Raw genomic sequence first — 22,770 nt, forward strand, 5'->3', positions numbered from 1 at the left:
TTTTTGTTGCAGGCACGACACGGCGTACGAGCACCTGCCTAGTCCCGTGGGCTCGGAGATGTGGATAAGGGCCAGGCGGGCGGCGGTTCGGGCGGCATGGCTTCCGGCGCGGGCTCGGCCGGGCGGGCGGCCGTCGGCGGGTCCTGCGCGGCCAGCCCGGCCGGCAAGGCGAGCAGCATCGCGGCCAGCGCCAGGCGGCGGCCCAGCCTCATCCGGCCTGGTGCGCCTTCACGGCGGCGATACCCTCGACCACCAGTTCCCGCAGCTTCGGCTGCAAGGCCTGGTTGCCCGCGACGATATTCCCGCTGGCATAGGCATCCCCGCCATCGGGGTCGGAGAAGAAGCCACCGGCCTCCTTCAGCACCACCAGCCCGGCCGCCATGTCCCACTTCTTGAGGCCCAGCTCCCAGAAGCCGTCATACCGGCCGGCCGCCACCCAGGCGAGGTCGAGCGCCGCCGCCCCGAAGCGCCGCACGCCCGCCACCTGCGGCATGATCCGATGCAGGATGGCGCTGAACTCCGCCTTGCGCGGCACGCCCGCGAAGGGGATGCCGGTGGCGAAGACCGCCTCGCGGATGTCGCGCCGGGCCGACACGCGCAGCCGCTTGTCGTTCAGGAAGGCGCCGACACCCTTCTCCGCCCAGAACAGCTCATCCGAGGCCGGGTTGTAGATCACCCCGGCCATGATCTCGGTGCGGTCGGCGTCGATGCGCTTTTCGATCCCGACGCTGATCGCCCAATGCGGGATGCCGTGCAGGAAGTTGGTGGTGCCATCGAGCGGATCGACCACCCAGCGCCATTCCCAATCGTCGTCGCCCGACGCGCCGGATTCCTCCATCAGGAAGGCAAAGCCCGGGCGCGCCTTGGACAGCTCCTCCCGCAATGTCTGCTCGGCCCGCAGATCGGCCGAGGACACGAAATCCGACGGGCCCTTCACGGAGACCTGGAGCTGCTCGACCTCCCCGAAGTCACGCAGCAGGCGACGGCCGGCCTTGCGGACGGCGGAGGTGACGACCTGCATGGCAGGAGACAAGCGCTGGGACATGGGGGCGACGTAGCCGAAGGGACACCACGGGGCCAGCCCCCTGGACCCCCGCTGGGGGCAGACGTGCCCCCAGACCCGCGGGAGACTTAGCGGCGGCCGACGCGGTTGACGGGGCCGCCGCGGTTCATGGGGGTGCCGGGGCGGACGCCCACGCCAGGGGCACCGACGCCGACGCCAGGGGCGACGCCCACGCCCGGCGCACCGACGCCAGGCGTGGCAGCCCGCACGGCGGGGCGCGCCACACACCCCACCGGTACCCCGACCGACCGGCAATAGACCACGGCCTCGGCCGGCGCGGAGAACCCCGCCAGGCCAAGCGCAACCACCAGGGCAAGCAGCATCGGCATCACGAACACCCCCGAGCGGCGGCACGCGGAACGCGCACCAGCCTGCACGAGGCTAAGCCCAAGACCGTTAAGCGAACACGCCTACTTCGCGCGTTCGTAATACGTCCCGTCGGCGGTCTTCACGACGATCTTCTCCCCCGCCGTGATGAAGGGCGGCACCATGACCTTCACGCCATTCGACATGACGGCGGGCTTGTAGGAGGAGGACGCGGTCTGGCCCTTCACCACGGGATCGGCCTCGACCACCTCCAGCACGATCGACTCCGGCAGGTCCATCGAGACGGGCTCGCCCTCGATGAGCTTGACGTTGACGGTCATGTTCTCCTGCAGGAAGGGCAGGCGGTCGCCCAGGATGTCCTTGGGCACCATGGTCTGCTCGAAGGTGGCCGGGTCCATCAGGACCAGGTTGTCCTCGTCGGCGTAGGAGTAGGTGAATTCCTTGTCCTCGGTGGCCAGGCGCTCGACCGTGTCGGCGGTGCGCCAGCGCTGGTCCTTCTTGGCGCCGGTCTTGATGTTGCGCATGTCCACCTGGATGATGGCATTGCCCTTCCCGGGGATCATGATGTTCTGCTTGATGATGGTGTAGCGCTGGCCTTCGAACTCGATGACCATGCCGGCACGCATCTGGTTGGCTTGCATTTTTGCCATGGGGGCATGCATCCTAAAAATCTGATCGCTTCGGAGTCTGGCGCGCCGATACAACGACGACGTTGGTTGGGCAACTCAGTGGCATCGGTTCCCGTGCGCGAGTTCTTCGAGAAAGAAATTTAACTGAGACCAACAGCATCGAGGAATTTATGTGGATAAGATCAATTAAGATAAGAAATTATAAAGGATTCAATGATTCCGGGATAATAAACCTGAACAAGAGATTTAATATTATCGTGGGTAAAAATAATACTGGAAAAACCGCGTTTCTGGAAAGTTTCCGAGGGTGGCGGCATGACAGCAAGCCATACCGAGGGCGGGACATTAGTGAAATTAATTCCGGCATAGGTGAATCCGAATTTACCTATGGGGTAGTATGTTCTGGCACCGACATGCAGGATTTTCTAAGAAAGAGCGGTGGCGAGATGCATGTACCGACGGCCATCTTGCACAATGCAACCGGTTTTGAAGATGATGCCACAAGATACATCGATGAATTTTTCACGAAAGAAGAAATCAACTTTGAGTTTAGTACTCGCCCTCGCGGGTCACCTAATTGGAGCGGATCATCATTTCCATCCCATGGCCTTTTCGTTCCGCGGGGTCAGGCGAATGAGGTAACCGGCGTCGTCGTGCTCGATCCTGACAATCGCGTCTATCGAATGAAGGGAATTTTGCGAAATAATAATGACAATCTAATTGATTTCATTAGTCAAAACATTTATGATCAAATTTATGTATTTAGGGCAGAAAGGTATAATATAGGAACAAGTAATATCGAATCAACTGAAAATTTGCAGCCTAACGCATCCAATTTACCGTCTTGTTTATTGAGAATGACGGGAAATGTCGTTAGATTTGATCGTCTAAATGATCATATGTCTGAGATATTTCCGAATGTTTTTCGAGTGGTTGTTGTTCCGAAGAATTCAGGGGTAAATATCAGAGTTTGGATCTCAGATCCAATTAGTGAGCGCGAAGATTTGCTGATCCCCTTAGAGGAAACAGGGACTGGTATTGGTCAGGTTCTATCAATTTTGTATGTCGCCATGATGCACAATAACGCAGTGATTGTAATTGATGAGCCAAATTCGTTCTTGCATCCCGGTGCGTGCAAAAAACTCATGGAAATATTAAAATTGTACAACAATCAATACATTATTGCTACGCACTCGCCGGATATATTTCGTACGTTTGATAATGCTAAGGTGCTTCAGGTTAAGACAACCGAAAATGGCTCAAAGGTCGCTGAGTTTGAGGAAGTAGACGTAAAGACTGAAAAGCAAATACTAATTGATTTAGGAGTTTCTATATCTGATGTGTTTGGAACAGAGAAATTGATCTGGGTTGAAGGTAAAACAGAAGAAATTGCGTTTGACTACATATCAAGAAAAATGAAATTAATGGGCCATAGCGGCACGACATTCTTATCGGTTCGTAGCACTGGCGATTTTGAATCAAGGAAACTTGATCGTGCCTTAATAATTAATATTTACGAGAAGATTTCCTCTGGCGCAGTGATATTTCCACCTAGAGTTTCCTTTAGTTTCGATAGGGAGGCACGCTCTCCGAGAGAAATAGAAGATCTTAAAAGATCGTCATCTGGAAATATTTACTTTTTACCGAGAAGATCAATTGAAAATTTTTTCTTGATAGAAAGTATTATTGAGAGACTTATCGAGGAGCAATCTTTGTTATATGGAATTAATATTATCAATTCCTCTAAACTTGTTGCCGAGGCAGTTGGTATCAATGCAGACGAGAAAAAGACATGCGATGCGCCAAATTTGCTAAAGGACCTATTTAATCGAGTGTTTGAGGGGAAACTAGAATACTCGAAAATACACCATTCGATTCGTTTGGCAGAGTTGCTTGTGGAGCAAGGAGGCGAAGACCTGGACGAGTTAGTTGACTACCTAAAAGAGATGCTCACGTAAAACATTAAGATTTGATCTCCCAAAAGAATTGACAGTAGGAAAAATTTCCGTCACTGTGGCGGCTATGCGCCCCCACCCCTTCCGCCCCCTCAACGACGCTGAGTTCGCCGCCCTCGATCGCCTTCTCCCGTCCACCGAAGGCAGGCGCGGCCGGCCACCGAAAAACCGCCGCCGAACGCTGGACGCCATTTTCTGGGTTGCCTGTTCCACCGGCCCCTGGAAGGCGCTGCCGCCGGAATACGGCCGCCCGGACACAGCCTCGCGCCAACTGCGCCGCTGGGCGCTGGCGGGCCATCTCGATGGCCTGTTGATGGCCCTCCACACGCGCGACAAGTATGACAATCTTCTCAAGCAACTCGCCTGGCGCATCTGCCGGGCCTATCGGCGCGTCACCAAGGTCATCGGCCTGGGGTCGCTGGCGCTGCTGAAGCGCATCGGCCTCTACCCGGCCCTGCCGGCACCACGGCGCTACCTCCCGGACCTGAAATTGTCCAAAAAGGCCCATGAGCTCGCCGAACGGGCTGCGCTGAACCCCTCCGTGCAGGCGGTGGGCACCTTTGCCCTGCTGGCGAAGCTCATGCGACTGGCCGGCGGCGCCCGTTGGCGCTGGCGCCTGAAGTAGAGCCGCCCCGATGAGCGCCGTAAGTCGCGGGATCCAAGGGCCTTTCGGCCCTTGGCGGGGAGGTCCGGAGGGGCGGCGCCCCTCCGCTTGCCTACCCCTCGACCAACTTCTTCCCGCCCCCCCCCGGGCTCTCCCGCACAAACGTCGGGATCGCCCACCCCGGCACCCGCCCGCGCAGAGCCTTCACCAGCCCCACCCCCTCCGCATCCGGCACCGCGAACCTGGCCGTCCCCGGCGCCGCGTCCAGGGCATGCAGGTAATACGGCTTCACCCGCGCCCGCAGCATGGCCCGGAACAACCCTTCCAGCGCGCCGACCGAATCATTCACCCCGCGCAGCAGCACCGACTGCCCCAGCAGCCCCACCCCTGCATCCGCCAGCCGCGCCAGCGCCGCCACCGCCTCGCCCGAGAACTCCCGCGCGTGGTTCGCATGCACCGCCACCACCACGGGCTTTCCGGCCTCGCGCAGCGCCCGCACCAGCCCCGCATCCACCCGATCGGGCGCCGCCACCGGCACCCGCGTATGCACCCGCAGAGTCTCAATATGCTCCAGCGCCCCCAGCCTGGCCAAAATCCCCCCCAGCCGCCGCGCCGACAGCATGAACGGGTCCCCCCCGGTCAGGATCGCCTCGCGCACCGCCGGCGTGCGTGCGAACCAGTCGATCGCCGCGTCCAGCTCCGCCTCGGACAGCACCCCGCCATCCGGCCCCACCGCCTCCCGCCGGAAGCAGAACCGGCAATAGACCGGGCAGGCCAGCAGCGGCTTCAGCAACGCCCGGTCCGGATACCGGTGCACCACGCCAACCACCGGCGTGAACGGCCCATCCGCCGTCGGGTCATCGCTCTCCCCCGGCGCCGTCACCAGCTCGGAACCATCCGGGATGTATTGCAGCCCCACCGGGTCCGCCGGGTCCGCCGCGTCGATCAGCCCCGCCACATGCGCCGTGACCGACACGGCGTAGCGCCCCTCCACCGCCGCCACCGCGGCCTCGGCGTCCGGCCGCAACAGCCCCGCCTCGCGCAGCGCCCGAGCACTCCGCAGCGTCCGTCCCTGGCCTGTCGTCTCACCGTCCGGCATGGTCGCGGCCCCTACCGGAAGCAGCCTCCCCCCGCAATGCCGACCGCCCCCTGGATGCCCGAGCGCCTGGCCGCCCGCCTGCCCTTCCTCGACCGCCGCGCGGCGCTGACCGCCGCCACCCGCGCCTTCTTCACCGCCCGCGGCTACCGCGAGGTCGAGACCCCCTGCCTGGTCCCCGCCCCAGGCGCCGAGGTCCACATCCGCGCCTTCGCCACAAGCTACGACCCGCACCTCGGCGCCGGCAGCCCGCGCGCCCTATGGCTGCGAACCTCGCCCGAACTGGCCATCAAGAAGCTGCTGGCCGGCGGTGCGGGCCCGGTCTTCGAACTGGCCCGCGTCTGGCGCAACGGCGAACACTCCGCCCGCCACGCCCCCGAATTCACCATGCTGGAATGGTACCGCCCCGGCCTGTCCTTCGACGCCCTGATGGATGAAGCCGAGGCCTACCTCCGCGCCGTCTGCCCCCCCGTGGTCGAACACGATGGCGTGCGCACCGACCTCGCGCTGCCCTTCGAACGCCTCACCATGGCCGACGCCTTCGCCCGCCACTGCAACGGCCTGGATATCCTGGCCACCGAGGGCGACACGGCCCGCCTGCACGCCGCCGCCACCGCCGCGGGCTACCCGCCGCGCCCGGATGAATCCTGGGAAGACCTGTTCTTCCGCCTGCTGCTCGAACGCATCGAACCCGCCATCGGCCGCGCCCGCGCCACCTTCCTCACCCACTGGCCCGCCCCCCAGGCCGCCCTGGCCCGCCGAGACCCCGCCGACCCCCGCGCCGCGCTCCGCTTCGAACTGTTTGCCGGCGGCATCGAACTGGCCAACGCCTTCGACGAACTGACCGACGCCACCGAACAGCGCGCCAGGTTCCACGACGCCAACGAAACCCGCCGCGCCATCACCGGCGACCACGGCTGGGACATCGACGAAGACTTCATCGCCGCCCTGTCCCAAGGCCTGCCGCCCACCGCCGGCATCGCGCTGGGCTTCGACCGCCTGGCCATGCTGGCCTCCGGCGCCCCGCGGATTGACGACGTGCTGTGGCTTCCCCTGTCTTGACCCCGCGCACCCGCGTCGCGTCTATACGCCCGCGCGGAGACAAGCACGGGACGCATGGCGATCGGATCCAGAATGAGCCGGGAGAGGCGCCGCCGGCGCGGGCAGCTGATGCTGCGCGTGACCAAGTGGCTGGTGGCGCTCGGCATCTTCGCCGCCCTCGGCGTGGTGGCCTACCAGAGCGGGCTTGAGCTGGCCGGCACCGAGGTCACGCGCCTCGAGACCCGGCTGGATGAGGTGGCGACCGAGGCGCGCGACCTGCACCTGCGCAACTCCCGCCTGGAAGCCGACCTGCGTCAGGCGCGCGAGGCGAATGTCGCGCTGCAGCGGCGCTACGACCGCGACGTGCCCTCGGGCGCCTCGGCCGCGGTGTTCTCCCTCGCGCAGCAGCGCATCGGCGCCGGCATCCCGCGCGAGCGGATCGAACAGGTGCTGCGCGACGCCGGCCCGGTGCGGACCTGCGATGCGCGCGGCACCTCGCGCCGCTTCTCGATCGTCTATGGCACGCGCATCCCGGACAGCGCCGGGGTCGAACTCGCCGAGGGCCTGGTGCGCGTGGTGGTCAGCACCGCCACGCAGGCCGATGAGGTCAATCGCACCGCGCAGGTCGTGGTGACGGTCGCCGGGCAGGACCCGCGGACCTTCACCGGCCTGCCGCAGCGCCAGGTGGTCACGCTGGGCAATGCCGAACTGGCGCTGAGCGTGACATCCGAGATCCGCGGCTTCGCCACCGCGGCCCTGACCAATTGCGGCGGCTGATCAGGCCGGCACGTCGCCGGCCAGCGTGATGCGGTGCATCTCGCGCCGATGGCCGTGGTAGTCGTTGACCGGGTAGTGCTGCACCGCGCGGTTGTCCCACAGCGCCAGCGATCCCGGCGCCCAGCGGAAGCGGCAGGTGAATTCGGGCTTCATCAGGTGGGCGAACAGGTAGTCCAGCAGCGGCTTGGATTCCTCGGCCGTCCAGCCTTCGAACTGCGTGGTGTGGCCGAGGTTGACGTACAGCGCGCGCCGCCCGGTCTCGGGGTGCGTGCGCACCACCGGGTGCGAGGCTTCCAGCACCTCGGCATTGGTCACGGCGCCGCGTTCCTTCTGGCGGTCCTCGCGCGTCTTCGACGCATCCGCCTTCTTCGACGAATTGATCGCGCGCAGCCCGTCCAGCGTGGCGCGCAGCCCGTCGGACAGCGCGTCGTAGGCGGCGCGGGCATCGGCGAACAGCGTGTCGCCGCCGGCCGGCGGGGTTTCGCGCGCGACCAGCATGGTCGCCATCGGCGGGCGTTCCAGATACGCCGTGTCGGAATGCCAGACGCCGCCGAAATTCACCCGCTCATGCGGTTCCTTCACCACCGGCGTGATCTGCGGGAAGCCCTCGAGGCCGCGCACGAAGGGGTATTCGACCGGCGTGCCGAAATGCTGCGCGAAATCCAGGAAGGCGCGCGGCGGCAGGTCGACATCGCGCAGGAACAGCACGCCATGGTCCAGCCAGGTGGCGCGCAGCGCGGCGATGGTCGCCGCATCCACCCCATCGCGGAAATCGATGCCCGAGACCTCCGCCCCGCATGAGCCCGAGGCCCGCGTGACGATGACGCGCTGCGCGGTGATGGACATGGCGTTCCTCCGTTGGGCGGCAGGCTACGCCGCCGCCTGCAGCCGCGCCAGCATCCCCGCCGCGTGCTCGCGCGGCAGCGCGTAGAACACGAACACATACGGGTCGGACGCCTCGAACACCGAAGGATCGGGCGAGGCGCGCTGCATCGTCGCGCGATCGAGCGCCGCCATCGGCAACCACGCCCCGCCCAGTTCGAACAGCACGTCGTAGCCCAGCGCATCGAGGAAGGCCGGCACCGCCCAGGTGCTGCCCTCGCGGTGGCGTTCCTCGACCTCCAGCGTCAGCACCGGGCGGCAGCGCAGCAGTGTCTCGCGCGCACCGCGCAGGATCTCGTACTCGGCGCCCTCCGCATCGATCTTCATGCCCGTCACATCATCGAGCCGCAGGTCATCGAGGCGCATCAGCGGCACCGCGAAGCGCCGCACATCGACGCGATCCGACAGGTGCGCGGCGTAGTCCTTGGCGGTGCTCGCCCATTGCTCCTGCGCCACGCCGTCGAGCACCGGCATCGCCAGCGTGATCTCCCCGGCATGGTCGCCGAGCGCCGCGGCATGGCATTCGACATGCGCCGGCGGCGCGCCGAATTCCGCCAGCAGCGCCGCGCGCAGCCTGGCGAAGGCCGGCGGCAGCGGCTCGAAGGCCAGCACGCGGCTGGCCGGCAGCCGCGCCAGCGGCAGCGTCAGCAACCCGTCATGCGCCCCGGCATCAACCAGCGTGCCCGGCCGATGCAGAACGCTGTGGAACCGTGCCTCGTCCATCTTTCCCCCGGTGGCCCGTCGCTGCCCTGCATACATGGGATCCCTGGCCCAGCCACCAGGAGGGCCCATCGCGCTGGGGCAGCCTGCCGGCGTCTCGCCACCGCTGGGCTGCGATCGCCAGGGCCTGTGCGACCTCCCGGCCGTCGCGCGGCGCCGCAACGCCGGGGGCCCTCCGGCGCCTGGCCGCCGAGGCCGTGGCGGCGGGCGGTGCATCCATGCGCTCGCCCGGCGCGTAGCACTCCCGGCAGGGCCGCCGGCGGGGCGCCCCGGAGGGAGGATCGGATGATGCGTCGATGGATGATGGGCGCGGCGCTGGCCGTGCTGGCCGGCGGCGGCGCGGGCGCCACGCAGGAGCCCGACTACGCCGCCTGGCCGCCACTGGCCCCGGTGTTCGAGAGCACCGGCGGCGGCGGCATCATGATCGGCGAATACGAACCGGTGGTGATCCGCGACCATTGCCTGACGGGCTTCACCGCCACCACGCCCGACGGCACCGTGTACCGCAACATCGTGCTGTTCGATGCGGTGCCGGCGCAGGGCGGCGTGCTGTGCACCAATGGCGCCTGGCGCGCGCTGGATGGCGACGCGGCCGGCACCACGCCGTTCCGCGTGTTCATCCGCGACGGCGTCCGCCGGCGCGCGCCCTGACGCGCGGGCTGGGCTTCGCGGCATGCTTCGGCGATGATGCGCGCCACCCACCGGGAGGGTCGCCATGCGCCTCACGCAACTGATCTACACCTCGCGCCCGTTCGGCTTCGACGAGAGCGTGCTCGACAACATCCTGCTGAGCGCGCGCGCCAACAATGCGCGGCGCGGCATCACCGGCGCGCTGATCTGCCGCGCCGACCTGTTCATGCAGATGCTGGAGGGCGAGCGCGAGGCGGTGACCGGGACGCTGGCGCGCATCCTGCAGGATGACCGGCACGTGGATGTCGCGGTGGTGCATTGCGGCGATGCGGCCGAGCGCCTGTTCCCCGACTGGACGATGCGCGACGACCCGCCGCAATCCTGGATGTGGTCGCAGCAGCAGGTGCGCGCGGGCGCGGCGCGCGACGCCACGGCGGCCGAGGTGCTGGCGGTGTTCCGCCGCCTCGCCACACTGCCCCGCGCGGCCTGAGGTCAGGCCGGCAGGCGTTCGGAGAAGCGCACCAGGTAGCCGTCCGGATCCTGCACGATGAACTGCCGCACGCGCACCGCGGTGGCGCCGACGCGATAGGATTTCTCCTCGACCGGCAGGAAGAACGGCCAGGCGGCGGCGGCCAGGGCGTCGAGCAGCGGCGCCAGGCTCGCCACCGCGATCTCCAGGTTCATGCCGCGCCCGAGGGGCCGTTCGGCCGGCGCGGCCAGCCAATCCCGCGTGCTGCCCAGCCGGTCCAGCATGATGCGCGCGCCGTCGCGCTCGATGCAGGCGAAGCCGTCCTCGGGCCGGTGGAACAGCACCGCGAAGCCGCAGATATCGCGCCAGAAGCGCAGGCTGGCATCGAGGTCGGTGATGCCCAGCTCGGGCACCAGGGCCGGGCGCGTCACGCCGCGGCGATCGCGGCGTTCATCGCGCGCAGCCCGGCGGCCGCGCCGTCCGGGTGGTTCCACACGGCGCCGACCACGGCCAGGAAATCCGCCCCCGCCCGCACCAGCGGGCCGCAATTCGCCGCGGTGATGCCGCCGATCGCGACGCAGGGCACCTCCATCATCTCGGTCCACCATTCCAGCAGGTCGGGCTCGGCGCTGTGCACCGTCTCCTTCGTCCCGGTCGGGAAGAAGGCGCCGAAGGCGACGTAGTCGGCCCCCAGCTCGCCCGCCTCCATCGCCAGGTGGCGCGAGTCATGGCAGGTGATGCCGAGGATGCGGTCCTTCAGCAGCGCGCGCGCGCCGGCATGGTCGCCGTCGGATTGCCCCAGATGCGCGCCGTCGCAGCCCAGCCGCGCCGCCAGTGCCGCGTCGTCATTGAGGATGAAGGCGACGTCGCGCGCCTGCGCCACGGGCATCAACGCATCGACCGCGCGCTGGATGTCGTCCGTCGTCGCATCCTTCAGCCGCAATTGCAGGCAGGCGACGTCGCCGGCATCGAGCGCGGCCGCCAGCATGTCGCGGAAGGCGGCGGGGTCGAGGCGCGGCGGGGTGATGAGATACAGGCGGCAGCCGCGCGCCGCGCCGTCATCCTGGGTCATGCTCTCTCCCGTGCGGCGGGCTCGCGCCCGCGCCAGGCGGTGTTCTGGCCGACCGCCCGCGCGGCGTCGAGCCCCGCGCGCCCGCCGCTCGCCCAGCGCACCTGCGCCGCGACCCACAGCGCCGGCACCACGCCGAGTTCCATCCCCAGCGCCAGCAGGTGCGGCCAGGGCGGTGCGCCATCCGCCAGCACGCCACCGAGCCGTGCCAGCCCGCCCAGCGCGACCATGGCGCACAGGGCTTCGAACACCGGCCGGCGGCGATCCAGCGCGCCCGCGCACCACCAGGCCAGCAGGCCGAGGCCGAGCAGCAGGCCCGACAGGTAGCGCAGGTGGCTGGCGGTGGCGGGCCCCGCGGCCTCCTGCAGGAAGGCCGGGCCGAACAGCGCGCCGCCGCCGCCGGCCAGGATGGGCACCAGGGCAGCGAGGCGCAGGGCGATGGGGAGCATGCAGGCACTACGCCGCGCGGGGCGGATTGGATGCGCGGCCAGCGCCCGGGCGTGGCGTGCCCGGCGCCGGTTCGTCGGGCGCGATAGCCCATGACCGGCACGGGAGGGGCTGGCCGGCGCGCCGCGCAGGCGCGGCGCGCCGTGGGCGTCAGCCCTTGGTCTTGTAGACCTCGATCATCGAGGCGAGCAGCTTCAGCGCCTCGTCCTTGGGCCGCTGGAAGGCGTTGCGGCCGACGATCGAGCCGTTGCCGCCGCCGGCATGGATGGCGCGCGCCTCATCGAGCAGCGCATCCGCCCCCTTCGCCTCGCCGCCCGAGAAGACCACCAGGCGGCGGCCATTGAAGCAGGCCTGCACGATGTGGCGGATGCGCGCGGTCATGTCCTTCCCGTCGATCTTGCGGTCGATGTAGACCTTCTTGGCCGCATCGAGGGACAGCGGCTCCATCGGCGGCTTCACCTTGATGATGTGGGCACCCATCAGCGCCGCCATGTGCGCGGCATAGGCGCAGATGTCGAAGGCGGTCTCGCCGACCTTGTCGAGCATCGGGCCGCGCGGATAGGACCACACCACAACGGCGAGGCCGGCGGCCTTGGCTTCCTCGGCGAGCTCGCGCAGTTCCTCCATCATCTCGAACTGGTATTCGCTGCCCGGGTAGATGGTGAAGCCGATCGCCGAGCAGCCCAGGCGCAGCGCGTCGGACACGCTGCCCGTGACCGCCTGGTCCTTGGTGGTGGACAGGCTGTTCGACGAATTCACCTTCAGGATGGTCGGGATCGACCCGGCATAGGTCGCGGCACCCGCCTCGATCATGCCGAGCGGCGCGGCATAGGCGTTCAGCCCCGCCTCGATCGCCAGGTCGAACAAATAGTGCGGGTCATAGGCGGCGGGGTTGGGCGCGAAGGACCGCGCCGGGCCGTGCTCGAAGCCCTGGTCGACCGGCAGGATCACCATGCGGCCGGTGCCGCCGAGCTTTCCCTCCATCAGGATGCGGGCGAGGTTGGCCTTGGTCCCGGGGTTGTCGCTCTCGTACCAGGAAAGAATTTCCTTCACGCGGCGGGTGAGCTTCATTGGGCGTCCTTCCTTCGGGTCGTGCGCGGGCCGGCGGGCGATAGCGCAGGCCGGGCAGGCTGTCACGCGGCGGGCGATGTGGCGCCATCCTGTGGCGCTTCCATGGCGAGCCAGGCGACCAGGCGCGCGAGGTCGTCGCGCCGCCGCAGGTCGACCCGCCCGAGGTCCAGGCTGGGCGGCCGCGCGGGCAGCAGCCGCGCGCCGATCTCGGCCGCGGCCGCGGCCACCGCGGCGTAGCCCGGGCTGTCGTGGTCCAGCACGACCAGCCGCGCGCCGGCGCGCAGCGCGGCCAGCGCGGTGCCGGGCGCATCCGCGCAATCGAGCGCGGCCTGCAGCGGGATGCCGGGATGCGCCGCCGCCGCCGCCGCGATCATGCCGAGGAACCAGGCCGGCCCCGCAAAGCCACCCGCGCCGGGCGCGGAGAGCAGCAGGACCCCCCGCGGCCCGGCCGCCGCCAGCGCCGCGCAGGCGCCAGCCAGGCCATGCACCGTCACGGCGGGGGGAAAGCCTGGACGCGCTGTCACCGTTGACCCCGGGGCCCCTCTCTGCCAAGCCTTCTGCATCGCCCGCGGCGCGCCGTGGGGCAAGGGATGCGTGGCTTCCAGGGGGACGATGAACGACGCGCACGGCGACCCGGTGAACGAGGCGGCTGCACGGCTGGAAGCCGCGGTGGAGCGACTGTCGCGCGCGCTTGCCAACCGCCCCGCACCGCCCCCGGCGGCCGAAGGCCAGGGCGCGGACCGCGAGGCGGTGGCCGCGCTCGCGGCGCGGCTGGACGACACCATCGCGCGGCTGCGCGGCGTGCTGGGCGAGGAAGCCTGATGGCGCAGGTCACGGTCCGCGTCGGCGGGTATTCCCACCCGGTCGCCTGCCAGGACGGGCAGGAACGCCACCTGACGGACATGGCGGCCGAGGTCGACAAGCGCATCGGCGCGCTCAAGGCCATGGGCATGCAGTTCGGGGAAACCCGCATGCTGCTGCTGGCCGCGCTGCAATTGGCCGACGAGACCTCGGACCTGTCATCCGAGAATGCCGCGCTGAAGGCGGGGGGCGCGGTGGCGCCAGCCGCGCCGCAAGCGGCGGTCGCGGCGCCGCCGTCGGTCGATCCCGCGCTGGTGCGCCGGCTGCATCGCGTGGCCGAGGCGATCGAGGCCATTGCGGCGACCCTCGAGGCTCCCTAGGTTCATCGGGTGAGGCTGGCCGGTGCGCCAGGCAATTCATCCCCGGGGCCAATGCACATCCTCCGGGAGCTGGCTCTGTCCGGATCTTGGTCCGGGTACCTGGTGCCCACCTGCGACAGCAGGCCTTGGGAGGGTGAGACGCCAGCGGCCAGGGTGGCTTCACGCTTTTCGATCACGCGAAGCGCGATCGCGTTTTCTCTGACACTCAGACCGCGTGCGCCGGCCGTCCGGCCGGCTTGCCTTCGCGCCATGCGCTGTTGCGTTGGCAACTGCTGACGGTCTGGGCGCGGTCGCGCTGTGCGCTCCCGGCCCGAGGCTGAGCCTCGGGCCGCCGGTGCTGGTGGCGGCTGGTATGGCCTTCGTGGCGTAACGCAAAGCGTCGTGACCTGGAAGGTGGCGACGTCTTCGCGCCGGTTTCGTCGCCGCCGCGCAACGACCGTGCGTGCGCGACGCGCACCGAGGGCTCGAGCGCCGTTGATGGCGCGGTCGCGCGGTGCACACCGGCGCGATGCAAGGTCGGTTGGTGGCGACCCTTCATGGCGACGGTGCCAGCCCTGTCGCTGCGCGGGCGGTTCGGACGGGCGGCGGCATTGCCTTGCGCAACGGCGCGCCCATGATCCGGTCCGATGACCGCCGACACCGCCGCCGACCACTGCGACGTCCTGCTCGCCGCCCTGAAGGCCGAGGCGCGCAAGGTCGCGCTGGCACGCCGCGCCGCGATCGACCCGGCCGGGGCAGGGGGGGCGCTCGCCGCCATCGTCCTGCGCGACTGCCCGCCGCCGTCCGGTGCGCTGGTCGCCGGCTTCTGGCCGATGGGGCCCGAGATCGACCTGCGCCCCCTGCTGCACGCGCTGCATGCGCGCGGCCAGGCGCTGTGCCTGCCGGTCACCCCGAAACGCGGCCTGCCGCTGCGCTTCCGCCGCTGGGCGCCGGGCGATGCGCTGGCGCGTGGCCCGATGGGCACGCGCCAGCCGGCCGAAGGCCCCGACGTCACGCCCGACTGGCTGCTGGTGCCGCTGCTGGCCTTCGACCGCGCCGGGCGGCGCCTCGGCTATGGCGGGGGCTATTACGACCGCACGCTGGCGGCGCTGCCGCGGGCGGTCGCGCTCGGCATTGCCTATGCGGCGCAGGAGATGCATGACCCGCCCGGGGTGCCCGCCGGGCCCCTGGATGCGCGCCTGCCGCGCGTGGCGACGGAGACGGGCGTTGTGACCTGCGGCGTGGCCCCATGAGGCTGCTGTTCCTGGGCGACATCGTGGGCCGGTCGGGGCGCGATGCGGTGGCGTCGGCGCTGCCCGCGCTGCGGCGCGACCTGATGCTCGACCTGGTGGTGGTGAATGCCGAGAACGCCTCGCACGGCTTTGGCCTGGCGCCCGAGATGGCGCGCGCGCTGTTCGCCGCCGGGGCGGATGTGCTCACGCTCGGCAACCACGCCTGGGACCGCAAGGAGATCATCCCCTTCATCGAGGAAGAACCGCGGCTGATCCGCCCGCTGAACTACGCGCCGGGCACGCCCGGCCGGGGGGCCACGGTGGTGCAGGTGGCGGGCGGGCGGCGCGTGCTGGTGGTGCAGGCGATGGGGCGGCTGTTCATGGAACCGCTGGACGACCCGTTCCGCGCGGTGCAGGCGGAACTGGCCAAGCAGACGCTGGGGGCTGCGGGCAGCGTGCAGGCGGTGGTGGTGGACATCCATGCCGAAGCCACCAGCGAGAAGCAGGCCATGGCGCATTCCTTCGATGGCCGCGCATCGCTCGTGATCGGCACGCACACGCATGTGCCCACGGCCGATGCGCGGGTGCTGCCGGGCGGCACGGCCTACCAGTCCGATGCCGGCATGTGCGGCGACTACGACAGCGTGATCGGCATGCAGAAGGGCGGCGCGTCGCTGCGCTTCTGGCGCAAGGTGCCGAGCGAGAAGCTGGCGCCGGCCGAAGGTGCCGCGACCATCTGCGGGCTGTTCGTGGAGACCGACGACGCGACGGGGCTGGCGCGGCGGGTGGCGCCGCTCAGGATGGGCGGCGCGCTGGACCAGGCGATGCCGGGCGGCTGACGCGCCGCCTCAGCGCGGCGCCGAGGGCACCACGAAGACGCTGGGCGGTGTGAGGCGCCGCTGGCTGACCGGCGCCTGCTGTGGCGCCAATGCCGGCGCCGGTGCAGGTGCGGCCGCCGGCGCGCCCGGCCGGCCCGGGCGCCGCGCGGCGGCAGCCTGGCGGGCGAATTCCTTCGCGAATTCGGCCATGGCCTCGTCGTCCACCAGCGGGATCGCGATGGTCCACAGCGCCAGCAGGCTGCGCAGCGCGCCGGCCGAGAGCGTCTCGTCGATGCCGTTCACCCTGCGCGTCAGCCCGTCGCGGAAGCAGATCGTGCGCCCCTCGATGGTGACGCGTGTCGGGTTGTTGCGGGCGCAGGTCTCACCGGGCTCGACGGCGACCAGGCATCCATCGGGCAGCGGGCCCAGCACGGTCGACAGCGGCAGGCCGGGCGGGCGGGGGTAACGCGCGACGGGAAAGGACACCGTCCACAGCGCGGCCTCGAGATCGTCGGAGCGCCGGGTCGCCTGCGCGCAGCGCCCCGCCTGGTCGGGCAGCGCATAGGCGAACAGCAACTGCAATTGCCGCAGCGCCAGGTGGTTGTTGACCGGGGTGATGGTCATCTGCTGGGTCATCGTGGCCTCGGCGCCCAGGCCGACCCCGGTGACCGCGATCGCGCGGAACGCCACGGCCGGATTCGCGCTGATCGACCCTCGCCCCTGGACGGTCGCCTGGCTGTTGCCAAGCTGGAGCTGGTTCGGGATGGCGCGTGGATTGGCGGCGGCGCGCGCGAGGTTGATGACCAGCTGCTCCTCCGCAGTGGCCGCGTAGGTCTCGCGATACTCCGCCGTGAGGGCGCGATACTGGGCATCGCAGCCGGCGAGCAGGCCGGCCAGGGCAATGACGATGTGGCGCATGATCCCGGGTCTCCTCAACCTGTGATGTCGAGGCTCTTGGTCCGTTATTGCAACAAGAATCTCGGCCCCGCGTGCCGGGCGGGCGTCGCGTCTTCCCGCGCGGGCCGAATGGCGCCAGCCTGGGGGACAGGGAGGAGCGCTTCGCATGGACCTCGGCTTCACGGGCCGCCGCGTGCTGGTGGTGGGCGCATCGGCGGGCATCGGCTTCGCCACCGCCGAATTGCTGGCGCGGGAGGGGGCGTCGCTGCTCATCGCCTCGCGCGATCCGGCCGGCATCGCGGCGGCGGCGGAGCGCATCGCGGCCTCGACCGGCCTGCGTCCGGCGCACATCGCCGCCGATGTCACCCAGCCCGGCGCGGCCGAGGCGCTCGCCGCCGAAGCCGCATCGCGCTGGGGCGCGCTGGACGCCGTGGTGGATTGCGTCGGCGGATCCATCCGTTCGGGCTTCGAGGCGCTGAGCGACGCCGACTGGATGGCGAACTACACCTTCAACGTGCTGTCCGCCGTGCGGGTGGTGCGCGCCGCGCTGCCGTTGCTGCGCCAGGGCCTGGCACCGTCGATCGTGCTGCTGGGCGCGGCGGCGTCGCGCATGCCCTATCCGAACCAGATCGTGTCGAACGTGCACAAGGCCGGGCTGCTGGGGCTGACCAAGACGCTGGCCGGCGAATACGCGGCCGAAGGCATCCGGGTGAATTGCGTGGCGCCGGGGCGCACGCTGACACGGCTGTGGACCGACCGCGCGGCGAAGATGGCGGCCGAGCGCAACGTGAGCGCCGAGGACGTGATCGCCGAATTCGCGCACGAGATCCCGCTCGGGCGCTTCGGCACGCCCGAGGAAGTGGCGGCGATGGTGCTGTGGCTGTCCAGCCCGCGCGCGGGCTACGTGACCGGCCAGACCGTGAATGTCGATGGCGGGATCGCGCGCGGGTTGCTGTAGCGGGCGTGGCGGCCGGTCGCGATGCAACCATGCCGCGTGCCGGTGCGCGCCAGCGCAAGTCATGCTTTGACCGAAATAATTTGCTTGGCGGCGAACCGGCATCGTTCATGATGCGCGGGCCTTGCTGAACCGACGGCCGACCCCGGCCCGATGCGCGGCCTTGCCGAAAGGATGCATCCGTGGCGACTGAAACCCTGAACGGCGCCGCTTCCGTCGCCAGCATCATCGTGGTCGCCGACGCCGCGGGCATTGGCGACTACGACTACCTGATCGGCACGCTCGCGGGGGCGGGCAGCGCGGATGACCTGGTCATCAATGGCGGCATCCAGGGCGACACGATCGAGCTGGCCGGCGTGACGTCGTTGTCGGGCATCGCCACGCTCACGGTGAATGCCGGCAACGGGAATGACACCGTCGTGGGCAGCGCGATCGGGGACTTCATCAACGGCGATGCCAACAATGATTCGCTGAGCGGCGGCGATGGCGACGACACGCTGCGCGGCGGCGACGGCGTGGATGCGCTGGTCGGCGGCCTGGGCAACGACCAGTTCCGCATCGGCCAGATCGACGGCCAGGGCGAGGTCTTCAACGGCGGCGGCGGCAGCGACACCATCGTCTACGAGAATGGCGGCCAGCCGCTGCAGTTCCAGACGGTGGGCGACGCGAATTTCCTCGATATCGAGGTGCTGAACGGCGGCGGGCAGTTCATTTCCGGCAATGTCGGCGACAACCTGCTGGATTTCTCGGCGATCGCGACCGCGGTGAATGTCACGCGGATCGATGGCAATGGCGGCGCCGATACCATCGTCGCCTTCGGCAATACGGCGCTGTACGTCAACGGCGCTTCCGGCGCGGATCGGATCCAGGGCAATGGCCTGGCGGAATCGCTCGATGGCGGCACCGAGGCCGATACGGTCGATGGCGGGTCGGGCAACGACACGCTGCGCGGCGGCGATGGCGTGGATTCGCTGCTGGGTGGGATCGGCAATGACCAGTTCCGCATCGGCCAGGTCGATGGCCAGGGCGACATCTTCAACGGCGGCAGCGGCAGCGACACCATCGCCTACGAGAATGGCGGCCAGGCGCTGCAGTTCCTGACGGTGGGCGATGCGAATTTCCTCGGCATCGAGGTGTTGAACGGCGGCGGGACATTCATTTCCGGCAATGTCGGCGACAACCTGCTGGACTTCTCGGCGATCGCGACCGCGGTGAATGTCACGCGGATCGATGGCAACAGCGGCGCCGATACCATCGTCGCCTTCGGCAATACGGCGCTGTACGTGAATGGCGCGGCGGGCGCGGACCGGATCCAGGGCAATGGCCTGGCGGAATCGCTCGATGGCGGCACCGAGGCCGATACGGTCGATGGCGGGTCGGGCAACGACACGCTGCGCGGCGGCGATGGCGTGGATTCGCTGCTGGGCGGCATCGGCAATGACCAGTTCCGCATCGGCCAGGTCGATGGCCAGGGCGACATCTTCAACGGCGGCAGCGGCAGCGACACCATCGCCTACGAGAATGGCGGGCAGCCGCTGCAGTTCCTGACGGTGGGCGATGCGAATTTCCTCGGCATCGAGGTGTTGAACGGCGGCGGGACATTCATCTCCGGCAATGTCGGCGACAACCTGCTGGATTTCTCGGCGATCGCGACCGCGGTGAATGTCACGCGGATCGATGGCAACAGCGGCGCCGACACCATCGTGGCCTTCGGCGCGACCGCCGTGCTGATCAATGGCGGTGCCGGCAATGACCTCATCACCGGCAACCTGCGGGGCGAAGTGCTGAACGGCGATGCCGGGCTGGATACCATCACGGGCGGCGGCGGGGCGGATACGCTCGATGGCGGCGCCGATGCCGACCGCCTGGCCGGCGGAACCGGCGACGACCTGTACCTGGTCGACTCCGGCGACGTGATCACGGAGGGTCTCGATGGCGGGCGCGACACCGTCGTCTCCGGCCTGACCAGGGTGCTTGGCCTGAATTTCGAGGAGCTGGTGCTGACCGGCGCAGCGCCGATCAACGGGACCGGCAATGCGCTGGACAACCGCATCACCGGCAATGACGGCGCCAACCTGCTGTTCGGCCTGGCGGGCGACGACACGCTCGAGGGCGGCGCGGGCGTCGACCGGCTGTTCGGTGGCCTGGACAACGACCTGTACATCTTCACGACCGGCGACGTGGTGACCGAGAGCCTGAATTCCGGCACCGACACGGTGCAGGCCGCGACCAACTTCACGCTCGGCAGCAATTTCGAGGCGCTGCGCCTGACCGGCGCGGCGGGCCTGATCGGCACCGGCAACCTGCTGAACAACCTGCTGGTGGGCGGCGATGGGGCGGATACGCTGAACGGCGTCGCCGGCAACGACACGCTGGATGGTGGGGCGGGCGTCGACCGGCTGCTGGGCGGGGGCGGCGACGACCTGTATTTGCTGCGCAATGGCGACGTGGTGGTCGAGGGCGCCAATCTGGGCACCGACACCGTCTCGGCCTTCGGCGTGGTGAACGTGGTGCTGGCCGCCAATGTCGAGGTGCTGGTGCTGGGCGATGCCGGCGTGCTGACCGGCACGGGCAATGGGTCCGCCAATACGCTGGTGGGCAATGGCGTGGGCAATACGCTGGGCGGGCTGGGTGGCGCCGACCTGCTGGAGGGCAATGCCGGCAACGACACGCTGATCGGCGGGCTGGGCGCGGATACGCTGGATGGCGGGGCGGGTGCCGATCGCTATGTGTTCAACACGACGGCGGAATCGACGCTGGCCGCGACCGACCGGATCACAGCCTTCGGCTACAGCGTGGGGTCCCTGTTCGACAGGATCGACCTGAGCGGGATCGATGCCAATATCTTCGTGCAGCAGGACCAGGCCTTCATCTACCGCGGCCCCGCGCCGTTCTCCGGCGTTGGTCCGCTGAGCGCGGGGGAACTGCGCGTGGTCCTTGTGTCGCCCGGGGTCTACCGCGCCTCCGGCGATACGACCGGGGACGGGGTTGCGGAATTCGCGCTGGATATCGTCAGCGCCACCCCGCCGACATCGGGGTGGTTCCTGCTGTAGCGGGCGGTCAGTACATGGTCTGGTTCAGCCGCGCCGGCGCCTCGGCGTCGTAGCTGGCCGGGTCGATCTGACCATCGGCGCGGTGGGAGGCAATGAGCTGCCCCATCGTCGGCAGCCCGGCCGGGCGCGGCGCGCCGCCCCAAAGGCGCGAGCGCATGATCGACTTGGCGCATTGCATGAACAGCTCGGTCACGGTCACCACCAGCACCGTGGCGGGCGCCTTGCCGCGTTCGACGAAGCGGGCGCACAGCGCCGGGTCGGTGGTGATGCGCGCGGTGCCATGGATGCGCAGCACCTCCGACGCACCGGGGACGAAGAAGATGACCGAGACGCGGTTGTCCTCGAGGATGTCGCGATAGGCATCGAGCCGGTTGTTGCCGCGCCGGTCGGGCAGCAGCAGCGACCCGTCCGGTTCCACCGCGACGAAGCCCGGTGCGTCGCCGCGCGGGGTGGCGTGCACGCCGCGCGAACCCACGGTCGACAGGATGCAGAAGGGGGAGGCGGCGATCCAGGCGCGCGCCGTGGCTTCCACGCGATGCGTCACCTTCTTCAGCGGACCTTCGAGCGGCTGGTCATAGACCGCGCGCAGCTGGTCCTCGGTGGTGATGGCGAAGGGGTCGATCGGGGCGTGCGTGTCCATTCGCCAGTTTCACCCGGTCCGGGCGCGGTTTGCCAGCCCCGGCTTGCCCGGGGCCGGGCGCGGCGCGTAGAAGCCCCGTCGAACCCAGGCATTTCCGGAGAGAGGCGGCCATGGCCGGCCATTCGCACGCCAAGAACGTCATGCACCGCAAGGCCGCGCAGGGGGCCAAGCGCGCCCAGGCCTTCAGCAAGCTGATCCGCGAGATCAGCGTCTCCGCCAAGCAGGGGCTGCCGGACCCGGCGATGAATCCGCGCCTGCGCGCCGCGGTGAAGGCCGCGCTGGTCGCGAACATGACGCGCGACACCATCGACCGCGCCATCAAGCGCGCGAGCGAAGCCGGGCAGGGCGAGGGCTACGAGGAAGTGCGCTACGAAGGCTACGGCCCGCACGGCATCGCCATCATCGTCGAGGCGCTGACCGACAATCGTAACCGCACCGGCGGGGATTTGCGGTCGATGTTCGCCAAGAATGGCGGCGCGTTGGGCGAGACCAATTCGGTCGCCTTCCAGTTCGACCGCAAGGGCGTCCTGCGCTTCAAGCCGGCCGTCGCGACCGCGGATGCGATGCTGGAAGCGGCGATCGAGGCGGGCGCCGAGGACGTGGACTCCGACGACGACGGCCACGAGGTGTCCTGTTCGGTCGAGGACTTCGCCAATGTCCGCGACGCGCTGGAAGCGCGCTTCGGACAGGCCGAGGCCGCGAAGCTGGAATGGTGGCCCTCCACCACCATCGACCTGGACGAGGACCGCGCGCGCGAGATCCTGAAGCTGGTCGATGCGCTCGACGATCACGACGACGTCCAGACCGTCTATGCGAATTTCGAGGTGGATGCCGCGGCGGCCGAAAGGCTGTCGGCCGCCTGACGCCGCCCGGCGGGCCTTCGGGGCGGCAGCGGCCGGCACCTCCCGCCGGCCAGTCATTCCCGGCACCGCCCTCGGCTGGACGATGCCGGCATCCGCGAAGGGTGTGTTAGCCCGGCGGGCTGTCGTGGAAGGTCCTGCACATCCGCATCGCGCCGATCGGCTCGGCGTCATGCGCCTGGTCGGGCAGCACCACCACGTTGTGGCCGGGCGTGACAATCGCCTCGTGCGACGGGTCGAGGAAGACCAGGCGCAGGCGCCCCTCGATTACCTCGACCACGCCCCGGACGCCGAGCCTGGTGCGGTGTTCGCGCCGCAGCGCGGCGGGCAGCGTTGCCTCATCGAAGACGGGTGTCGTGCGATAGGCGGCCATGG

27 protein-coding genes and 1 other RNA gene are annotated in these 22,770 nt (G+C 68.8%); 14 read left to right on the plus strand and 14 right to left on the minus strand.

Annotated elements, in window-relative coordinates; all coding sequences use genetic code 11:
• Positions 1-208 precede the first annotated feature (208 nt).
• The 3 genes from LQ222_RS23125 to efp form a co-directional block, all read right to left on the minus strand.
• Positions 209-1,045: an inositol monophosphatase family protein gene (locus LQ222_RS23125; RefSeq protein ID WP_230169235.1), complete on the minus strand. Its 837-nt coding sequence runs from the start codon at positions 1,043-1,045 to the stop codon at positions 209-211.
• A gap of 86 nt (positions 1,046-1,131) precedes the next feature.
• Positions 1,132-1,392, minus strand: a complete 261-nt coding sequence (locus LQ222_RS23130) for a hypothetical protein (RefSeq protein WP_230169236.1) — start codon at positions 1,390-1,392, stop codon at positions 1,132-1,134.
• An 81-nt stretch (positions 1,393-1,473) separates the two neighbouring features.
• On the minus strand, positions 1,474-2,040 hold the full coding sequence (gene efp, locus LQ222_RS23135; RefSeq protein WP_230169237.1) for an elongation factor P: 567 nt from the start codon (positions 2,038-2,040) through the stop codon (positions 1,474-1,476).
• 62 nt (positions 2,041-2,102) lie between these two features.
• Here efp and LQ222_RS23140 point away from each other — a divergent pair, with 62 nt between their 5' ends.
• The gene (locus LQ222_RS23140) at positions 2,103-3,977 is read left to right on the plus strand and encodes an ATP-dependent endonuclease (RefSeq protein ID WP_230169238.1); all 1,875 of its coding nucleotides are present in this window, start codon (positions 2,103-2,105) and stop codon (positions 3,975-3,977) included.
• Between the two features lie 64 nt (positions 3,978-4,041).
• On the plus strand, positions 4,042-4,599 hold the full coding sequence (locus LQ222_RS23145; protein ID WP_230169239.1) for a transposase: 558 nt from the start codon (positions 4,042-4,044) through the stop codon (positions 4,597-4,599).
• A gap of 91 nt (positions 4,600-4,690) precedes the next feature.
• Here LQ222_RS23145 and LQ222_RS23150 read toward each other — a convergent pair whose 3' ends face one another.
• On the minus strand, positions 4,691-5,677 hold the full coding sequence (locus tag LQ222_RS23150) for a lysine-2,3-aminomutase-like protein (protein ID WP_230169240.1): 987 nt from the start codon (positions 5,675-5,677) through the stop codon (positions 4,691-4,693).
• A 36-nt stretch (positions 5,678-5,713) separates the two neighbouring features.
• On the opposite strand from LQ222_RS23150, the gene epmA reads away from it, so the two are divergent.
• Both epmA and LQ222_RS23160 read left to right on the plus strand, forming a co-directional pair.
• On the plus strand, positions 5,714-6,736 hold the full coding sequence (gene epmA / locus LQ222_RS23155) for an EF-P lysine aminoacylase EpmA (RefSeq protein WP_230169241.1): 1,023 nt from the start codon (positions 5,714-5,716) through the stop codon (positions 6,734-6,736).
• 72 nt (positions 6,737-6,808) lie between these two features.
• Positions 6,809-7,492, plus strand: a complete 684-nt coding sequence (locus LQ222_RS23160; protein WP_230169242.1) for a hypothetical protein — start codon at positions 6,809-6,811, stop codon at positions 7,490-7,492.
• Here the strand turns inward: LQ222_RS23160 and LQ222_RS23165 are convergent, their stop codons facing one another.
• Positions 7,493-8,338: a TauD/TfdA family dioxygenase gene (locus LQ222_RS23165; protein WP_230169243.1), complete on the minus strand. Its 846-nt coding sequence runs from the start codon at positions 8,336-8,338 to the stop codon at positions 7,493-7,495.
• A gap of 24 nt (positions 8,339-8,362) precedes the next feature.
• Complete coding sequence (locus LQ222_RS23170; protein WP_230169244.1) at positions 8,363-9,097, minus strand: FkbM family methyltransferase; 735 nt, start codon at positions 9,095-9,097, stop codon at positions 8,363-8,365.
• 282 nt (positions 9,098-9,379) lie between these two features.
• Here LQ222_RS23170 and LQ222_RS23175 point away from each other — a divergent pair, with 282 nt between their 5' ends.
• Positions 9,380-9,745, plus strand: a complete 366-nt coding sequence (locus LQ222_RS23175) for a hypothetical protein (RefSeq protein ID WP_230169245.1) — start codon at positions 9,380-9,382, stop codon at positions 9,743-9,745.
• 64 nt (positions 9,746-9,809) lie between these two features.
• Positions 9,810-10,214, plus strand: a complete 405-nt coding sequence (locus LQ222_RS23180; RefSeq protein ID WP_230169246.1) for a BLUF domain-containing protein — start codon at positions 9,810-9,812, stop codon at positions 10,212-10,214.
• Between the two features lie 2 nt (positions 10,215-10,216).
• Here the strand turns inward: LQ222_RS23180 and LQ222_RS23185 are convergent, their stop codons facing one another.
• The 5 genes from LQ222_RS23185 to LQ222_RS23205 all read right to left on the minus strand — a co-directional run bounded on the left by LQ222_RS23185 (position 10,217) and on the right by LQ222_RS23205 (position 13,304).
• On the minus strand, positions 10,217-10,624 hold the full coding sequence (locus LQ222_RS23185; RefSeq protein WP_230169247.1) for a VOC family protein: 408 nt from the start codon (positions 10,622-10,624) through the stop codon (positions 10,217-10,219).
• Positions 10,621-11,265: a thiamine phosphate synthase gene (gene thiE, locus LQ222_RS23190; protein WP_230169248.1), complete on the minus strand. Its 645-nt coding sequence runs from the start codon at positions 11,263-11,265 to the stop codon at positions 10,621-10,623. The genes LQ222_RS23185 and thiE overlap by 4 nt, the downstream gene beginning before the upstream one ends.
• Entirely contained in the window at positions 11,262-11,711 is a 450-nt protein-coding gene (locus LQ222_RS23195; protein WP_230169249.1) for a DUF4345 domain-containing protein, read from the minus strand. Before LQ222_RS23195 ends, thiE begins: the two co-directional genes overlap by 4 nt.
• A 148-nt stretch (positions 11,712-11,859) precedes the next feature.
• Entirely contained in the window at positions 11,860-12,780 is a 921-nt protein-coding gene (locus LQ222_RS23200) for a class I fructose-bisphosphate aldolase (RefSeq protein WP_230169250.1), read from the minus strand.
• Between the two features lie 62 nt (positions 12,781-12,842).
• Positions 12,843-13,304 carry a hypothetical protein gene (locus LQ222_RS23205; RefSeq protein WP_230169251.1) on the minus strand — a complete coding sequence of 154 codons (462 nt, stop codon included), beginning with the start codon at positions 13,302-13,304 and terminating at the stop codon, positions 12,843-12,845.
• Between the two features lie 88 nt (positions 13,305-13,392).
• On the opposite strand from LQ222_RS23205, the gene LQ222_RS23210 reads away from it, so the two are divergent.
• From LQ222_RS23210 to LQ222_RS23230, 5 genes are all read left to right on the plus strand, one after another.
• Positions 13,393-13,602, plus strand: a complete 210-nt coding sequence (locus tag LQ222_RS23210) for a hypothetical protein (protein ID WP_230169252.1) — start codon at positions 13,393-13,395, stop codon at positions 13,600-13,602.
• A complete protein-coding gene (locus LQ222_RS23215) occupies positions 13,602-13,961 on the plus strand; it encodes a cell division protein ZapA (protein WP_230169253.1) in 360 nt (119 codons plus the stop codon). The genes LQ222_RS23210 and LQ222_RS23215 overlap by 1 nt, the downstream gene beginning before the upstream one ends.
• A 9-nt stretch (positions 13,962-13,970) precedes the next feature.
• Positions 13,971-14,125: non-coding RNA, 6S RNA (ssrS, locus tag LQ222_RS23220), on the plus strand.
• Positions 14,126-14,587: 462 nt separating this feature from the next.
• On the plus strand, positions 14,588-15,193 hold the full coding sequence (locus LQ222_RS23225; protein WP_230169254.1) for a 5-formyltetrahydrofolate cyclo-ligase: 606 nt from the start codon (positions 14,588-14,590) through the stop codon (positions 15,191-15,193).
• Positions 15,190-16,011: a TIGR00282 family metallophosphoesterase gene (locus LQ222_RS23230; protein ID WP_230169255.1), complete on the plus strand. Its 822-nt coding sequence runs from the start codon at positions 15,190-15,192 to the stop codon at positions 16,009-16,011. Before LQ222_RS23225 ends, LQ222_RS23230 begins: the two co-directional genes overlap by 4 nt.
• Positions 16,012-16,020: 9 nt before the next feature.
• On the opposite strand, the gene LQ222_RS23235 is transcribed toward LQ222_RS23230, so the two are convergent.
• Positions 16,021-16,908 (minus strand): hypothetical protein, encoded by an 888-nt coding sequence (locus LQ222_RS23235; protein ID WP_230169256.1) that lies wholly within the window; start codon positions 16,906-16,908, stop codon positions 16,021-16,023.
• 145 nt (positions 16,909-17,053) lie between these two features.
• On the opposite strand from LQ222_RS23235, the gene LQ222_RS23240 reads away from it, so the two are divergent.
• Together LQ222_RS23240 and LQ222_RS23245 are read left to right on the plus strand one after the other, a co-directional pair.
• Complete coding sequence (locus LQ222_RS23240; RefSeq protein WP_230169257.1) at positions 17,054-17,845, plus strand: SDR family NAD(P)-dependent oxidoreductase; 792 nt, start codon at positions 17,054-17,056, stop codon at positions 17,843-17,845.
• A gap of 179 nt (positions 17,846-18,024) precedes the next feature.
• Positions 18,025-20,895, plus strand: coding sequence for a calcium-binding protein (locus tag LQ222_RS23245; protein ID WP_230169258.1), 2,871 nt, complete (start codon positions 18,025-18,027; stop codon positions 20,893-20,895).
• Positions 20,896-20,902: 7 nt separating this feature from the next.
• On the opposite strand, the gene LQ222_RS23250 is transcribed toward LQ222_RS23245, so the two are convergent.
• Positions 20,903-21,535, minus strand: coding sequence for an MSMEG_1061 family FMN-dependent PPOX-type flavoprotein (locus tag LQ222_RS23250; RefSeq protein ID WP_230169259.1), 633 nt, complete (start codon positions 21,533-21,535; stop codon positions 20,903-20,905).
• A gap of 110 nt (positions 21,536-21,645) precedes the next feature.
• Here LQ222_RS23250 and LQ222_RS23255 point away from each other — a divergent pair, with 110 nt between their 5' ends.
• The gene (locus tag LQ222_RS23255) at positions 21,646-22,398 is read left to right on the plus strand and encodes a YebC/PmpR family DNA-binding transcriptional regulator (RefSeq protein ID WP_230169260.1); all 753 of its coding nucleotides are present in this window, start codon (positions 21,646-21,648) and stop codon (positions 22,396-22,398) included.
• A gap of 106 nt (positions 22,399-22,504) precedes the next feature.
• Here the strand turns inward: LQ222_RS23255 and LQ222_RS23260 are convergent, their stop codons facing one another.
• Positions 22,505-22,768, minus strand: a complete 264-nt coding sequence (locus LQ222_RS23260) for a DUF1971 domain-containing protein (RefSeq protein WP_230169261.1) — start codon at positions 22,766-22,768, stop codon at positions 22,505-22,507.
• Positions 22,769-22,770 lie beyond the last annotated feature (2 nt).

It is taken from the genome of Roseomonas sp. CECT 9278 (assembly GCF_918698155.1).
In the GTDB taxonomy this organism is placed as follows: domain Bacteria; phylum Pseudomonadota; class Alphaproteobacteria; order Acetobacterales; family Acetobacteraceae; genus Neoroseomonas.

What these genes read in the sequence shown, in the direction of transcription:
- LQ222_RS23165 (WP_230169243.1), bottom strand. Translation starts at nt 8,338, where the DNA reads ATGTCCATCACCGCGCAGCGCGTCATCGTCACGCGGGCCTCGGGCTCA.
- LQ222_RS23180 (WP_230169246.1), top strand. Translation starts at nt 9,810, where the DNA reads ATGCGCCTCACGCAACTGATCTACACCTCGCGCCCGTTCGGCTTCGAC.
- LQ222_RS23145 (WP_230169239.1), top strand. Translation starts at nt 4,042, where the DNA reads ATGCGCCCCCACCCCTTCCGCCCCCTCAACGACGCTGAGTTCGCCGCC.
- LQ222_RS23130 (WP_230169236.1), bottom strand. Translation starts at nt 1,392, where the DNA reads ATGCCGATGCTGCTTGCCCTGGTGGTTGCGCTTGGCCTGGCGGGGTTC.
- LQ222_RS23215 (WP_230169253.1), top strand. Translation starts at nt 13,602, where the DNA reads ATGGCGCAGGTCACGGTCCGCGTCGGCGGGTATTCCCACCCGGTCGCC.
- LQ222_RS23150 (WP_230169240.1), bottom strand. Translation starts at nt 5,677, where the DNA reads ATGCCGGACGGTGAGACGACAGGCCAGGGACGGACGCTGCGGAGTGCT.
- LQ222_RS23230 (WP_230169255.1), top strand. Translation starts at nt 15,190, where the DNA reads ATGAGGCTGCTGTTCCTGGGCGACATCGTGGGCCGGTCGGGGCGCGAT.
- efp (WP_230169237.1), bottom strand. Translation starts at nt 2,040, where the DNA reads ATGGCAAAAATGCAAGCCAACCAGATGCGTGCCGGCATGGTCATCGAG.
- LQ222_RS23260 (WP_230169261.1), bottom strand. Translation starts at nt 22,768, where the DNA reads ATGGCCGCCTATCGCACGACACCCGTCTTCGATGAGGCAACGCTGCCC.
- LQ222_RS23255 (WP_230169260.1), top strand. Translation starts at nt 21,646, where the DNA reads ATGGCCGGCCATTCGCACGCCAAGAACGTCATGCACCGCAAGGCCGCG.
- LQ222_RS23225 (WP_230169254.1), top strand. Translation starts at nt 14,588, where the DNA reads ATGACCGCCGACACCGCCGCCGACCACTGCGACGTCCTGCTCGCCGCC.
- thiE (WP_230169248.1), bottom strand. Translation starts at nt 11,265, where the DNA reads ATGACCCAGGATGACGGCGCGGCGCGCGGCTGCCGCCTGTATCTCATC.
- LQ222_RS23200 (WP_230169250.1), bottom strand. Translation starts at nt 12,780, where the DNA reads ATGAAGCTCACCCGCCGCGTGAAGGAAATTCTTTCCTGGTACGAGAGC.
- LQ222_RS23240 (WP_230169257.1), top strand. Translation starts at nt 17,054, where the DNA reads ATGGACCTCGGCTTCACGGGCCGCCGCGTGCTGGTGGTGGGCGCATCG.
- LQ222_RS23235 (WP_230169256.1), bottom strand. Translation starts at nt 16,908, where the DNA reads ATGCGCCACATCGTCATTGCCCTGGCCGGCCTGCTCGCCGGCTGCGAT.
- LQ222_RS23195 (WP_230169249.1), bottom strand. Translation starts at nt 11,711, where the DNA reads ATGCTCCCCATCGCCCTGCGCCTCGCTGCCCTGGTGCCCATCCTGGCC.
- LQ222_RS23160 (WP_230169242.1), top strand. Translation starts at nt 6,809, where the DNA reads ATGAGCCGGGAGAGGCGCCGCCGGCGCGGGCAGCTGATGCTGCGCGTG.
- LQ222_RS23125 (WP_230169235.1), bottom strand. Translation starts at nt 1,045, where the DNA reads ATGTCCCAGCGCTTGTCTCCTGCCATGCAGGTCGTCACCTCCGCCGTC.
- LQ222_RS23250 (WP_230169259.1), bottom strand. Translation starts at nt 21,535, where the DNA reads ATGGACACGCACGCCCCGATCGACCCCTTCGCCATCACCACCGAGGAC.
- LQ222_RS23170 (WP_230169244.1), bottom strand. Translation starts at nt 9,097, where the DNA reads ATGGACGAGGCACGGTTCCACAGCGTTCTGCATCGGCCGGGCACGCTG.
- epmA (WP_230169241.1), top strand. Translation starts at nt 5,714, where the DNA reads ATGCCGACCGCCCCCTGGATGCCCGAGCGCCTGGCCGCCCGCCTGCCC.
- LQ222_RS23175 (WP_230169245.1), top strand. Translation starts at nt 9,380, where the DNA reads ATGATGCGTCGATGGATGATGGGCGCGGCGCTGGCCGTGCTGGCCGGC.
- LQ222_RS23210 (WP_230169252.1), top strand. Translation starts at nt 13,393, where the DNA reads ATGAACGACGCGCACGGCGACCCGGTGAACGAGGCGGCTGCACGGCTG.